The 14,803-nt window shown below is 41.8% G+C and carries 12 protein-coding genes; 2 read left to right on the top strand and 10 right to left on the bottom strand.

The features are described 5' to 3' along the window. Window positions 1–68: 68 nt before the first annotated feature. The 4 genes from V7K62_RS10550 to V7K62_RS10535 all read right to left on the bottom strand — a co-directional run bounded on the left by V7K62_RS10550 (window position 69) and on the right by V7K62_RS10535 (window position 4,879). Window positions 69–260, bottom strand: coding sequence for a hypothetical protein (locus V7K62_RS10550; RefSeq protein WP_334863883.1), 192 nt, complete (start codon window positions 258–260; stop codon window positions 69–71). Window positions 261–751: 491 nt separating this feature from the next. After that, window positions 752–1,744: a hypothetical protein gene (locus V7K62_RS10545; RefSeq protein WP_334863882.1), complete on the bottom strand. Its 993-nt coding sequence runs from the start codon at window positions 1,742–1,744 to the stop codon at window positions 752–754. A gap of 508 nt (window positions 1,745–2,252) precedes the next feature. After that, window positions 2,253–4,022, bottom strand: coding sequence for a WD40 repeat domain-containing protein (locus V7K62_RS10540; RefSeq protein ID WP_334863881.1), 1,770 nt, complete (start codon window positions 4,020–4,022; stop codon window positions 2,253–2,255). Window positions 4,023–4,483: 461 nt separating this feature from the next. Continuing rightward, window positions 4,484–4,879 (bottom strand): hypothetical protein, encoded by a 396-nt coding sequence (locus V7K62_RS10535; RefSeq protein ID WP_334863880.1) that lies wholly within the window; start codon window positions 4,877–4,879, stop codon window positions 4,484–4,486. Between the two features lie 203 nt (window positions 4,880–5,082). Here V7K62_RS10535 and V7K62_RS10530 point away from each other — a divergent pair, with 203 nt between their 5' ends. Both V7K62_RS10530 and V7K62_RS10525 read left to right on the top strand, forming a co-directional pair. Further along, entirely contained in the window at window positions 5,083–6,066 is a 984-nt protein-coding gene (locus V7K62_RS10530) for an alpha/beta hydrolase family protein (RefSeq protein WP_334863879.1), read from the top strand. Window positions 6,067–6,077: 11 nt separating this feature from the next. After that, entirely contained in the window at window positions 6,078–6,755 is a 678-nt protein-coding gene (locus V7K62_RS10525) for an SDR family oxidoreductase (protein WP_334863878.1), read from the top strand. 13 nt (window positions 6,756–6,768) lie between these two features. Here V7K62_RS10525 and V7K62_RS10520 read toward each other — a convergent pair whose 3' ends face one another. The 6 genes from V7K62_RS10520 to nrdJ all read right to left on the bottom strand — a co-directional run bounded on the left by V7K62_RS10520 (window position 6,769) and on the right by nrdJ (window position 14,793). Continuing rightward, window positions 6,769–8,016 (bottom strand): RNA-guided endonuclease InsQ/TnpB family protein, encoded by a 1,248-nt coding sequence (locus V7K62_RS10520; RefSeq protein ID WP_334863877.1) that lies wholly within the window; start codon window positions 8,014–8,016, stop codon window positions 6,769–6,771. Between the two features lie 200 nt (window positions 8,017–8,216). Beyond that, entirely contained in the window at window positions 8,217–9,269 is a 1,053-nt protein-coding gene (locus tag V7K62_RS10515) for an aromatic ring-hydroxylating dioxygenase subunit alpha (RefSeq protein ID WP_334863876.1), read from the bottom strand. Window positions 9,270–9,553: 284 nt separating this feature from the next. Further along, window positions 9,554–9,991, bottom strand: a complete 438-nt coding sequence (locus V7K62_RS10510) for a secondary thiamine-phosphate synthase enzyme YjbQ (RefSeq protein WP_334863875.1) — start codon at window positions 9,989–9,991, stop codon at window positions 9,554–9,556. A gap of 86 nt (window positions 9,992–10,077) precedes the next feature. Then, window positions 10,078–11,289 (bottom strand): pyridoxal phosphate-dependent aminotransferase, encoded by a 1,212-nt coding sequence (locus V7K62_RS10505; protein ID WP_334863874.1) that lies wholly within the window; start codon window positions 11,287–11,289, stop codon window positions 10,078–10,080. Between the two features lie 281 nt (window positions 11,290–11,570). After that, entirely contained in the window at window positions 11,571–11,789 is a 219-nt protein-coding gene (locus tag V7K62_RS10500) for a hypothetical protein (RefSeq protein WP_334863873.1), read from the bottom strand. 136 nt (window positions 11,790–11,925) lie between these two features. Then, a complete protein-coding gene (gene nrdJ, locus V7K62_RS10495) occupies window positions 11,926–14,793 on the bottom strand; it encodes a ribonucleoside-triphosphate reductase, adenosylcobalamin-dependent (RefSeq protein ID WP_334863901.1) in 2,868 nt (955 codons plus the stop codon). Window positions 14,794–14,803 lie beyond the last annotated feature (10 nt).

Genomic DNA, 14,803 nt, shown 5'->3' with positions numbered 1-14,803 from the left:
GAGATGCAATTTTCTGGTAATTCAGCTAGGTTAGCTGATTTTAGTAACTTGTGCGTAGATAGTTTGAGTTAATTTTGTTTCTGTGCTTGGAATCGCCAGAGTAGCGCGATCGCTATGATCGCAATCGGTAACAATACTATAATCAGCGCGTTGGTTGCTGTCGCCGGAATTGATAGACTTGGCCCTGCAGACTTAATCAATACCGATAACAAAGCCGAGAGTAAAAGCAGTTTCAGAACTAATCCTAGTTGATTTTCCATAAAAGTACGGCAATACAAATTTTTATGGTACACACGAATTTGCGCTGTACCGTCTAGTTTCTAGAATAAACCTACAGATATAATCTTTGTAGGTTTCACAAAAATATAATTTCTAGTAGCTGTCAGGAGTGAAGGATGCAAGGCGATCGCTAATACACTTTGTGAGTGCTGCCTGAAGCGCAGACAGCACATTATATACGATTAAAGCTATGCAGAAAGAAACTAAGGCAGCCCTTGAGTAATTTAGAGGATGTTTGAAAAGTATTTGGCTGTGATTTTAGGCACTTTGATCCCCCCTAACCCACGCCAGTCGCTCATGGGGGAAACCCCCAAGACCGCGCTGGCTCCCCTTAAAAAGGGGGGAACCGGAATCAAAGTCCCCCAATTTATCGGGGGATTTAGGGGGATCTAAAATGTTTTGATACCGACAAGAGGACTTTTCAAACAACCTCTTAAACTAAGCACAAAGAGATGCAGAGTTTTACCAAACTTTATTTGCTCTGAACTGGCTCAATTCTATATTTAGTTTTAATCAACTCAGGCAATTGTCTCAAAAGTTTTGCCAATCTAGCTTGAATATATTTAGGATTTTTAGGTACACGTTTAGCTATATACCTTAATAAAGCAATCTGATAGCCAAACTTATATTGAATTACAGAAAATATATTAGACTTTATCTGGTTAGCTGCACCTTTGTCTAGGTTTTTTAACTTTGATACTTCACGATGATATACGGGATGCTCTCCCCAAACGCAGGCAAAGTGTACAAGAGCAGGAGACACCACCTGATTGTATTTTTGAAAAGTAGATTGACCTGTAATAGCATCTATATTAAAAGAACCACGAAGACCGATAGGTGTTCGCATCATCTGACCATGATCTTCAAACATACTTTGATTGTGTAGCATCATCGCTAGACCAAAAATACGTTCATCATTAGGGCCATCACCACGAAATTCACTAATACCTAACTTTTTCCAGTCCCTTGAAAATTCTAGTGCTGTTTCAAAAAAGGCCTTAGTAGTATCGTTTTTCTCAAAATAATAGAGACCTCCATTAAATCTAGGTAATTTTGTCAGATTAAATCGTTTGAGTGTGTCATCTACATCAATGAACGTATCTTTATCACCTGCTTGAAGATATACATTACCTGCCACACTAAAACTTCTACCTTTAAAATCATCAAAAATAAAGTTAATATCCCTCACTGCTATGCAATCACTATCAATACAAAGTGTATATTCAAATGGAGAATAATCATAGACATGAAGCTTTTGTTTTACGTTAGAACCGTATTCATTTCTAAGATTTATAACGTAATCATAAAGTTCGAGTAACTCTTGATCATTTTGATGGTCAGTAACAATAGCACGCGGAACATTTGGTGAATGAAGACGCAGAGAACGCGCCAATGACTTTGCCATTTCCAGATAGTAAGATGCTCCATAAGCATAAGTGATAATACCACGTTGTGAAATAACCATTGTTTTTTCCTTAATTAACAGTATCCGAACTTTGGTCTTCTACTTGGATTATAATAACTTACACATACAAGGAAATCTACTGAGATACTTCTATGTGAAGTATATGTAAAGCGTTCCGTATAGTATGGTGTAAATTTTTTCACATATTTAAATAGACCTAGTTGGTTGCCTTTAAGAGGTTGTTTGAAAAGTAGTTAACTGTGATTTAAGACATTTATTGATCCACCCTTCTTAAAAAGGGGGAACCAGAATCAAAGTCACCCTTTTTAAGGGGATTATGTTTAGAGTAAAAATACTCCTAGCCCTGGCGAATGGAATTCGCGCGCCAGTTGCTTCTCCCTTGGCGCTAGCCTCTCCCTTTGGGAGAAGGGGAGACGCTGCGCGAACAAGTCGGCAGAGCCGCCCAACGCACTGGCTTGGCTATACAGACAAAACCCACCTCCGTGGGTTGAAAATTCCTTGAGTCCGCGTAGCCGCGATTTCTAATCGCCAGGTATATTTGCTACCATTAACTGCGTTGCCAGATTTTAATTGTCTTATCCAAACTTCCGCTAACCAACATTTCACCGGAAGCTGTGAAGGCTAATGCTGTGACTATATTCCCATGACCTGTAAACGTACCCAGCAATTCCCCAGTTTGTAAATGCCACAACTTGATGGTTTTATCAGCACTACCGCTAGCAATAATTTGTCCATCAGGACTTAAGGCGATCGCATATACTCTATCTCTATGTCCTTTAAGAGTATGAAGTAATTCCCCAGTCTCCAATTGCCAAACTTTAATCGTTTGATCCCAGCTACCACTCACCAGCAGTTTACCATCTGCACTGATTGCTAAGGAACAAACGATGTGAGAATGACCCATGAGGGTATGTAGCGGTTGTGCATCTTTTAAACTTTTGATCTCCGTCGGGGGTAAGGTGCGCCAAACTTTAATTTTGCGGTAGCTACCTGTCACCAGAGTTTCGCCGTCTCGACTCAAAACCAGGGAATGAGCAGCTGTATCATCTAAAGAAAGTGCGATCGCTACCTGACGTTGCATCAAATCCCAAAACAGAATTTTTCTGTCATCTCCGCCTGTAGCTAACATTCTGCCATCTGGGGTGAAGGCAGCACACCGCACTACCCCATTATGTTTGTGCAAAATATCTATCAAGTCTAAAGCGCCTACATGCCAAAGCTTAATTGTCGAATCTGCACCGCAACTCACTAAAGTCTGTCCATCTGAACTAAAAGCTAGAGAATTCACTTCATCCACTAGCCCAGATATCACCCAAGGATACTCTGATAATGTATCTATTAATTCACCCTTGCTTAAATCCCAGAGTTTCGTCTCTCCCCGACTACCACTTGCCAATATGGGTAAGGCTTTGCCATTCTTACACCCGGAACTGAAAGCTAGGCAATTAATGCCTCTGGTGTGTCCTTGCAAAGTCTGCCAGCATTCCCAGTCACCGACTATATCCTTGAGGCAATGTTCTGATGGTAGAGTCTGTATTGTATCTGCGATCGCTCTCTCATTAATTACTGGCGACGCGTCTTTTTTGCCAATAAGTGATTCTAAATACCAACTCAACCCCCCTGCGTACAACAAATTACTCGGAGTTACATACAGTTTTGGTTCAGTAAATTCAAGTTGATTTGTAGGTAAAAACCCTGTTATTATACTTTGCTTTTCGTCACCTAAATTACCTGTAGATGGATAAAATAAACACAGAAAAATTAATATTTGGTGATTTTTCAAATCTTCTTGAGTAACCGACCATTTAATTTTGTCTTTCTTAATACCATTAAAACTTTCTCCATCAGCAACGTAAACTTGAACACTTAGCTGAGGATGATCTTTGAGTATATAAGAAAATTTACTTTCGCCACCCAAATTTCCCTCATCATCTAAATTCATGTTTTGTAAGGTATCTTGTGACACCTTTTTTACTAATTTTCCCAACCGTTCAGTCATTACCCGATCAACAATATGCTCCCGTAAAAGATAATCTTGGGCTTGTTGTTGGAAGTATTTAGGAAAAGGTGTCGTCCACTCAGGAGGCTCAGGATATTCAGGCGGAGTCGGCGGCGGATTTTTCGCCAGAACTTCTGCTTGTTGGCGAGAAAGTTCTTGGAGTCTAGCCAATGGCTCGCCCCAAAAAGCCATAACTTCAGTGTGACAACCTTTAACTTGACTTTCCAGCAAAGATAAGTCATAAGTTTTAGGTTTTTTCACACGTTGAAGAAAGTCAGTTTGTTGAGCTTTGAGTAAGCTAATCCAATCCATCTGCATTCCTGCGGCAAACTATTGCATACCTACGGTAAGCTATACCAATACAATTACTCAAGTTTATAACCTTAATTAATTAAAAATTCAGTAATGTTAACAGTCTAATAAAACACAGCCATTAGCAGACGTTTCCGGGAAAGAGATAGATGGATAGCACTTAGACATTTCATCAACTAATGCAGTTGAAGTATATAGAATTAGATGATGTCAGTCAATTCTAACGGAGATGGAGAACGAGAAACTGTTTCTCTAGAAACAGTTATAGCCGCAAAGGAAAGTTTAATGTGAGACGGATTTCAAAGGTTGCCGTCACGTTAAGTCAACAAATACTTACACAAAACTAACCTAGTACAGCACGGCGAAAGTAAAGCACCGATTCCAAATCAATGAAACCCTTGCGGTATAATTATTCCGAATTACGTTAGCGTCGCCGGGGGGTAGCCCATTAGGAATGACGAATTATTTTAACCTTTGCGTTTTGGTTGTCTGGGTGTAGTACTTATATCAGAGGAGTCGCCAAAAGTATCTCTTGCCTCAATCTGTTTAATTTTCATTTGCAAGTTCAAGTCATCACTGCTAACAATTGTTTCTAAATTCGCTAATCTCTGCTCTAGCAGTTCTATTTGCTGCTGTTGCAAATAGTTAGTTTGTGATTTTTGCTGATCAGAACGCCAAACAGCAACTGTACCAACAGCTGCGCCACCAATAGCAACTAAAGGAAGAATAGCACCGCTTCTAGTAATGGCTGACAGTGGGACGCAAACTCCGAGAATAGCGACTGTAATTACCCAAATTCTTGTAGTGGCAGATAATCTGACATCTGGGTAGTGTTCTAGATTGGATTGAGATTTTTTAGCCATAATTAAATCCATTGATAAAGTTATTTGCTAGAGTTGCACAATTGTTTATTAAAATACTTCCTGCGTTTGGGTTAGGTATAATTGCTATTGTAATATTTTTGTAATTATAGTTACGCCGTTATTTGCGATCGCTAGATTGGGATTGCTAGGAGCAGCTGTACCTGGGCAGTAGAAAAATTTTCAATGATATCAGGAAGAACCAGATGACAGTTCGTGCTTTTTTCCAAGCTGCTAAAGTCGAGGGTTTCCAGTCTCCTTACGATACCATTCACCTGAAAATTTTCTATCCAGCACAGATGTCGAGGCGTAAAGTACAAACAAATAGAGAAACTTTACCAGTTGATTTAGAAAAAGCACCTTTTCCAGTAGTGATTTTCTTCAACGGCTTTAACTGTGATGCTCAACAATATCAATGGTTGGCGGTTAAACTCGCTGAACGTGGACTAGTGGTGATTCTCTTTAACTGGATTGCGGAAAATATACCAGGAATAATCAGTCTGACTCCAGGAGTTGATTTTGAAAAAATGAAACCAACAATTTATCGTACTGTTCCCACTGCTTCAGCTTTGCCAACACTGCTAGCGAAAGTGGAACAGTTACAGTCTGAGGGTATTTTAGCTGGAATGCTTGATCTGCAACGAATAATTTTAGGTGGACACTCCGCAGGTGGTAGAGCAGCAATCGAAAATGCTGATCCCCACTTTTTCCCTCAAATTGCAGCATCTTTCGGCTATGGTGTACACACTATGGCAACGTTATTATTGGGGTACGAAGCAGGTACTATTTTACCCTTATCAGACTCCCTACCACTTCTACTGATGGGAGGAACCTGCGATGGAGTAATTGCGAACAACAGCGATCGCTATGGTGTAAGTCCTGGAAATACTACCACCCCAGTCATCCGTACATTCCAAGAAGCAATTACTGGCGGACGAAATGATAGCTATCTAGTACTTTTGGATGGGGCAAATCACTTTTCGATAGTTGATCAGCTAGACTCCACCCTAGATACACCCTTGTTGGACTTTCCCGCCACCCAACCCCAAGAAACCTTTCGTTTGCTGATGGGTGAAATCATTAGTTTGTTTATTGACGCTCATGTTCGCCACCAACCAGAAGCATCTCAGGGGCTTGAGCAATTATTAAATACTGCCAATCCTCTGATAAAATCCTTTGAGCGTAAATAGTTAAGCTGATTATGACAAGTGCATCTTATATTTTTCTCGCTGGAGCAAGTCGCGGTGTTGGTCGAGAAATTGCTCAATATCTCACAGCGCAACAGCTAAAGGTAAAAGCCCTCCTGAGAACAGCAGCAGTTGCTACTGAACTAGAAGGAATCGGTATTGAGGTAGTTCTGGGAGATGCCTTGAATGTTGGCGATGTAGAACGTGCAATGCTGACAGATGAACCTATTCACACCGTTATCAGTACAATTGGCGGTTTACCATCAGATGTAGAAAGACCGGATTACCCTGGTAATAGAAATCTGATCGATGCAGCAGTTAAAGCTGGAGTGCAAAAGTTTATTCTTGTATCTTCCATTGGTGCTGGCAATAGTGTTGTTGCTGCCTCACCCCAAGTTTTAGAGGTACTGGGAAAAGTTTTAGCTGAGAAAGACAAAGCTGAACAACACTTAATTGCCAGTGGACTTACCTATACAATCATCCGTCCTGGTGGACTAAAGTCAGAGCCAGCAACGGGTAATGGCGTTTTAACCGAAGATCCGCACATTATTGGTAGCATCAATCGTGCAGATGTCGCGCAGTTAGTTGGTCGCAGTTTAAATAGCCAACACACCAATAATAAAATCTTGTCAGCCTTAGACCGAAATATGCTGTTTGGACAAAGAGAATTTGCCGAATTTACTTTGGATTGACATCCTCCCACCGCTAAACCCTCGTACCTGATATAGCGGGGGATTCCAAAGATCGCTCTTTGGGTTTCCTCTTTCCACGACCCGACTTACTTAGAGGAGTTTCCCCACCCATGCAGAGGTCGATGTCTCCAGAGGCGTTAGTTCCGACGTGACCCGCCGTACTCAATCCTTTTTCTAATATGTTCCGCGCTGCGTTCCAATCACGGTCTTGGATATGTCCACAGTGAGGACAAGAATGGGTTCTAGTACTAAGAGATTTCTTCACAACTTGCCCACAATTAGAGCAGTTCTGTGAGGTGAAGTGGGGTGACACTGCAACTGTCACCACGCCAAACACTTTACCAAAATACTCAACCCATTCACGGAACAATGACCAGGAAACATCACTAATAGATTTAGCCAAGCGATGATTCTTGACCATATTCCGCACCATCAAATCTTCATACGCCACAAGGTCGTTAGACCTCACCACGCACCTTGCTGTTTTTACAGCAAAGTCTTTACGCTGGCGACTTACTTTGAGGTGTTTACGCGCAAGTTTATTTCTAAACTTAATTCTGTTTTGAGAACCCTTTTTAGTCTTAGACATCCGGCGTTGCAGTCGTCTCAAAGACTTTTCACTTTGCCGATTATATCTAGGATTAGCAACCGTCTCCCCGTTACTATCTGTATAAAAGTGGTTCAATCCCACGTCGATACCAATAGTTTTACCCGTTGCTTCTCGCTTCTCAACTCGTTCGTGGTCAATGCAAAATTGGCAATAATAACCATCTGCACGACGCACAACCCGCACTCTTTTAAACTGTTTAAGTTGGTAGAAATGCAGGTCACGAGTTCCCCAGAGCTTGAAGGTTCCCGCTTTAAATCCATCCGAGAAAGTGATATGCCTGCGTTCCGGTGAAAGTCGCCACCCACAGGTTTTGTATTCTACAGATCCGTGAGTCTGTTCTTTCTTAAACTTTGGAAATCCTTTTTTTCCTGGTTTAGCTTTTTTGCAGTTATCAAAAAACCGAGCAATGGCAGACCACGCCCTTTCAGCACTAGCTTGTCTTGCCATCGAATTAAGCTTGGACACCCAAGGAAACTCTGTGTTGGCGGCAAGGACAGCGCAGAACTTACTAAGGTCGTATCGCCCAACACCCTTATTGTCCATCCAGTATCTAAGGCTTGCATTGCGAACAAAGCGAGCAGTACGAATGGCTTCATCAAGCGCTTGATACTGTCCGTCTTCTCCCTCAAGTTTGGCCTCGAATACCAGCATATTTACGTCACATACATTAACGCAAAGCAGAACATAGATTTGCGAAAAACTCAACTGTTCCCTCTCCCTCGCTGGCTTGTAGCCAGCTATGGTCGGAGAACGTTTCGTTTTTCCCCCTCGATTCATCTCGCCGCCAAATCATTCGCGCAGCGTCTCGTAGAGAAGATTATGGCGGGAGCCTTCTCTCCGATTTAGGTAATTTAAGCACGCCAGCGGAGTATTTGACCCTTGACAGGATTCACAAATTCTCGTCTTTCAGCGACAGATCGAGCATACTCTCGCTTTAACTGGTAATACCACTGCGCCTGCATATCTGAGTCCTTAATCAGCCGCAGCACAGGATTATATTTCAGACCAAGCTGCTGTTTTTCCACAACCGTTCGGTCTTGGCCAATGAAAGTCCGTGCCAGCAGATGTAACAGTGGCTTGAAAAAGCCCACCCAAGAAAGTGTCCAGTAAAGAGCAAAAGTTACCTCAGTTTCTGTCTCTGAAATCGGTGTAACTGCTGTCAAATTAACGACTCGATGATTGCCAATGGTGGTTTCTTCGATTCTGACTCCAGGTAAGCGAAAGGAAATCTCCGTTTCTGGCACACCACCGCCAATCAGCCAGTATAATCGACCCCCATTCGCTGGTAATCGGTGTCGTCGCATCGTAAAGCCGTATGGCGAAGCATCAAACTGCTTTACTTCCTCATGCAGTTGCTCATTTCGCCACCACCAGGCGCGATGAACATAAGGTGAATGAGCCGGGTCCATCAAACCTACTACTGCATGATCTATAAAACAGGGGAATTTCACGACCTTTACGAACTGGTGTGAACGCTCATCAAACCCTGGAATTACCGGAATCTCCATCTCAGAAGCCGGTTGAGGGTTATCGGGATCAGTCATATATATCCAGATATTCCCTTGGGCTTCACGAACACTATATGACTGCACGTCAAAGCGACTCAAATCCATTTGCTGCTCCTCTACAAGAGAAGGTATCGCAGTACAGCGCCCACCAGAGTTAAAGCGCCAACCGTGGTAACAGCATTCCACTTCTTGCCCATCGAATTTACCACAACTTAAGGGGACACCACGATGCGGACAAATGTCTGTCATCGCAGACACTTTGCCATCCCGATCGCGAATTAACAGGACTGGTTCTCCCAAGAAAATGCGGCTGATCATCATACCTGGCTTGATTTGACCGCTAGGCAAAGCATAGTACCAAGTATTACGTAATACAAAATTATCGTTATTTTTCATAACTAATACCAAATTGAGATAGATAGTATGTTGGACATTCCTGGAACAGACTTTTGGTAAAGATGTTTAATCTAAAATCCAAAATCTAAAATCCAAAATTGGTATAACTGCGTCTGTCTTTGACACAACGAAAGTCCTGGTTTGTGGAAAGGAAGGTGATGCTGGAAAACATTCTTTCAGGTTTTTAATTGCTGTAGGGAAATTCAACTGATACACTTGTTGATCGTGTTCGTAATTCTCTCAGATTTAGGTTTTCCTGGGAGGATTGCGGGTTTTAAATTGCATTATTCGCCAGAAATTTGTACAAATACCGTTCTTTTGGGCGGGCCATCCAACTCAAAAAACAACACAGATTGCCAGGTTCCCAAAGCTAATTTACCATCAACAATGGGAATTATCTCACTAGTGGCCAGCATCATTGCCATTAAATGAGAGTGAGCATTAATCGGCTCATCTTCCGGGACATCCCTTAAATGCAAATCATTATGCAAATAGCTGTCTGATTCAGGTGCTAATTTTTGCAAGAACACTTTTATATCTTCTAATAATCTGACTTCATTTTCGTTGATAGCTAACGCTGTTGTAGTGTGTCGAGAAAATACTAAAACTTGTCCATTTTTAATGGATGTTGAGGCAATAAAATCTTGAATTTGTGGGGTGATATTATGAATATTAATTTTTGGCTCAGTTGCAATTTCAATTAACTTATTAATAATTGACATCTGTTGAATTTTATATTTGGGATTGCGGACGAGGTACGCTAACACAGCTTAACGCCTTCTTGAAGGAGGCAGGAATTGGATGACTCCTAATTTCTAACTATAGTTTCCAAACCTTGCACTAATCTCTCTATACCTTCTTTTGCCGTCTCTTTTTGCAGCGCCCCATAAGCAACACGGAGATAGCATCCGTCATCCATGCCAAAGGTTGTACCTGGAATAACTGCTACTTTATGTTCCATAATCAGTCTTTTAACTAATTCAAAAGCATCTATCTGGGTATGAACTTTGAGGAAAAAATAGAAAGCGCCATTGGCGGGGATAATGCTACATAAGCCTTGTAGTCGATTAAGGGAGTCTAATACTAGTTGGCGTACTTGAGCAATCGCTCCTATATGACTCTTCAGATACTCCTCTTTCGCCTGCAATGCCCCTAAAGCTGCATATTGAGAAATGACTGGCGGACAAATCAAAATTGTATCCTGGACTTTTTTAACGGCGACAAGTAAGTGTTTGGGAATTACCATGTAGCCAATACGCCAACTGGCAAAACCGTATGCTTTGGAAAGGCTAAAGAGAGAAATGGTGTACTCGCTACTATTAGTAAATGCACCAGGTGAAATGTGTTTTACCCCGTTATAGCTAAAGTATTCATAAGCTTCATCGCTGATGTGGTAAATATTGCGAGTGCCTTCGGCACAGCTTCGCTGAACGCCACAAATTTGATTTACTTGGCGCAATGCTACTTCAGAATACACGACTCCAGTCGGATTATTTGGTGAAATTGTCACCACAGCCCGTGTTTTGGGAGTAATTGCTTGAGCGATCGCTTCTGGGCGCAGTTGGTAATTTTCATCTGTCGCCACTAATACTGCATGACAGCCAGCCATTGCGTAGTTTACCGCCGCAGGCATCGCCATTTCGTGGTTGAAATAGTAGGGCGTATTCAGAATAATTTCGTCGCCTGGGTTAGTGATCGCAAGAATGGCATTCATAAATCCCATATTGCTCCCTGCTGTCACAACGATGCAGTTTTCCCGGTTGATTTCAATGCCGTTGAAAGCTTGCAATTTTTCAGCAAGTGCTGTCAGTAAGGGGGGAATTCCTTCAACTGATTTGTATAAATTATTGGCGGGTTCGGCCAGGAATTTGGCTAAAAATTCTCTGGATTCAGGTGGTGGGTTGTAAGAAACAACACCTTGTCCTAGAGAGATTGTTCCAGGAGAGTTTTTAATCAGTTCCCCAACCACAGGAATAATTGGCGACTGTACCGCGTGCATACGAGAGGTTAGGGATTCCATGTTTCGATGCTTATAGCGTTTCCTAATCAGATGAGATACATCATAGTCCCCTCTCGAAGAGCGGGGAGGGGGTTGGGGGTGGGGTTCTTGTACCTACTCAACTGAGAACCGCTATATAGACCTGGCTTTAGTATCTTTGTAATAAGATTAAAAGTCTAGTATTGCGTTTAAGTAACTTCCAAAAAGTAAAATAATTATTGTAGAAAGTAGGAATCAGCGCTGCCGACGGCAGCACTGATTCCCTGTTTTGTAGTAAATTCAACCATCTGTGGTTGGAGTCTTTAGTCAATCGAAATCTGCTGAGGGCCAGTGGCTTTGCCGTTATGTCCGTCTGTTGTGCTGCTGGTGTAACTATTTGAGCGGATCTGTTTATCTAACCAGCCTTTAACGGGATCATCTGCAAGATTGAGCCGAAGCACACCAGAGAATAACCCACCCACAAATGAGACTGGATGCTGAGTAAATTCTCTGAATATAGGTGACAATTCATTAATGAACATTAAGAGACTCCTGGCACTGCCGTAAAAAATTATTACTTCTTAATTGATCGTAACGTGTTAGGGGGATTGAGGATTGAGGATTGGGGATTGATTATTCTCCTCTGCTTTACAGTCCCCAATCCCCAGTCATTCCGCCTTATGAACTTGGTTGCAGATCGGGAAACATACACTTGTCAGAATCACAACCACTAGGGCCAGCCTCTGTCATTTCGCCGGAATCGTAGCGGCTTAGTACTGCACAAAAGTCATCTGTTTTGCGCCGCGCTTTCACCTCTTGAGTCAAGCGATCGTAGGTTGATTTATCTATTGGTTCAAATGGCAAACGTGGGAATGATTGCAAATCGTCAAAACGGGCTAAAAGAGCTGCTGAAATATATCCTTCATCATTCTGGATGGTTTCGTAGATGCGCTGCCCCAAAGTCTCGATTTCATCAGAGCGAAGTTCTAAAGTAGCTGATGTGTTGTGAGTCACGTACCAACGCTGAACCTGGAGGACAAAATCAAATTGGGCTAAAACTGAAAACTTAGAAATATCAATTTCATCAGCCCCTGATAAATCAGCCCAAGTTACAGAAACAGGGATTTCTACTAGCCATTCACTCACCCGTGAATCAAAGGGATCGTTAAGCAAATTGCCCTGTTCATCTTTGTCTGATTGAGAGGGAATGACGTTGTAACCATAGTCAATACAAGCTAAGGCTACTGGGTCATTTTTGCCGAAGGTGATCCGGCGAATAAATCTTTGCGCTTTCGGGGGATGCCATCCTGAACTAGCATTAGTTAATAAAGCCTTAGTGCCACTGGGTTGGACTGTGGTGCAGCGATTTGGACGCTTGAGATTATGGCGATCGCAATAATCCCAAACCACCCGATGTACAATATCTCTCCAAGAACTTAAATATTTCTCTTCCTGACGCTTGAAAGCTAATCCTTGTGCAGTAGCGGGTCTTCCTGCTTCCCACCAGCGCAGCCAATCAACACCAAAAGCATGGACAAAGAAATCAAATAAACCTGTAAAAGAAACTCCGACAATCGGGTCTAATTCACGGCTGTATTGATAGCGTGGTTCCAGGAATTTGTGATTTAAAAGTGCTGCTACAGATAGCGCCCCAGCAGTGAAAGCCTCCTCTTGTTCTTTGTAGTTATGTGGATCGATTTGATTCAGGTGAACCTCTGACAAATTGCAGTTGCCAGTTAGGGTATTACCAAATACTCCTTTATGATGTTCCGGTTCATTGAAGCAATAAGTATCGTGTAAACCTGGCAATTCTTCCACACCTCTAACTATTTGCCATTTACCTTTGTATTTGGCGTCACACCCTTTGCTTACATCCAAACGCTGGCAAGGGATTTGCCTACAGTCAGTGATTTGCAGGTAGTACAAATCTTGACTGCGAACACCATAGTTAGTTACTGATCCTTTATGAGCTAAAAGATTTAAAGAAGAACGGATACCGCATTTAGTTAGTAATAACTGCACTCGATACGCACGTTCATAATCAGAGATGTAAATCCTAATGCCATTGCTATGTGTATTTGTGCCATCTGTATCCGCTAAACCAGCGATAAAGTGCAAAATCGCTTGGCGATTCCAACTAGCAATTACATTCAGTGAGTCTGGATTGATTTTTAAACTCTTTAAAAATTCTCCAGAAAAACCTAAGTCTGTTACATCTGTAAAAGTCGGGAAGTAGTCATAGTTTCTTTCAGGAGACTTACTTCCGATTAAAGATAAAGCTGCTTTCTGTTCATAAAGTCTAACTTTGGCATTACCATTTTGGTCTGTAGTTCCATCTCCTACAGCTATTCCCAAAGTATAGGCATAACTTGGATCGATGTTTAATCCATCTTCATACTGAATAGTAAAAGGCTCAGTATGAATGGCATATCTACTAACATCCATCAAATCCTTCGTTTGTACTTCTTTGTATTCTTGATCAAATCTATCTTTCACAAAGAAGCGATGATATTCGGTTGCATCCAAGTAAGTACCATCTGCAAATTTAACTCGATACAGTTTGCGATCGCTACCAGTTTTAAATGGTGTTACTTGGCTCCATTTTTGACTATTCCAAATCTCAATTTCATCTCTGACAACATCTTTGATTTTATGTATTCCATCTCTAGTGATGAGTAAAGTATCACCACTTACACAGTGGAAGTTAGCGCCTACTATTTCTCCGCATGGATTTAAAGCATATCGCTGCAAACGATGTTCTAGCTCATTAGCATCAAGATTTGGATAACGTTCTTTGAACCACTGTTTTGCTATTCCTTGTTCGTAAGCTTTTAAGAACTCAATTTTTAAGTTAGGAGTTGACAGCAAATCAATATTCGATCGCGCTACGGCTTCACCAGCCCATTGAATCGCTCCCTCGCCGCTGTAATATTGTTTGCGGACAGCACCAATACATTCTTCTAAGGTCGGCTTGCGGTGAAAAACTCTGGTATGATTTGCCATTCTTAGAGCATCGCGCTCTGGATCGATTCGCCAGTTGCCACTTTCATCTTGCTGCCATAAATTATCTTTGGCGGTAGCTGCTAGACCATCGCCAAAATCAAACTGACGCATCCCCGCACTTCTTCGGATATTACCTGCAACAATTGTTACAGCACCTTGATCGATTAACAGACAGCATTCAACTGAATTTAATTGCCGTCCTACAGCTTTATTCAGAATAGATGCACAACGCTGATAAAGTCCGGGCAATTTTACAGGATTAGCAACTCCTCCAAAACCGTTGAGAGTTTCTCCTGCTTTTCGGACATCACTGATATTAACTAATACTTCAACTTCTGCTGAAAATTGTTCATCAGTGGAGAGTTCTAATAGGATTTGATATGATTCAACCCAACCTTCACGGCTATCTCCAACGTGAATAGTGACGTTATTGCCTTCTATATGAGTTTCAGTATATTCACGTCGTTGTTCGACAGGAGTGCTGCCAATTTCACCTTGTACAGTCACATTCAGTTGATTACGAATCGGAGGCAACTTGTTAATAAATTGTGGT

It is taken from the genome of Nostoc sp. (genome assembly GCF_036917935.1).
GTDB lineage: Bacteria > Cyanobacteriota > Cyanobacteriia > Cyanobacteriales > Nostocaceae > Nostoc.
The sequence above is the reverse complement of the archived record's forward strand: the minus strand, read 5'-3'. Positions and strand labels throughout refer to the sequence as shown.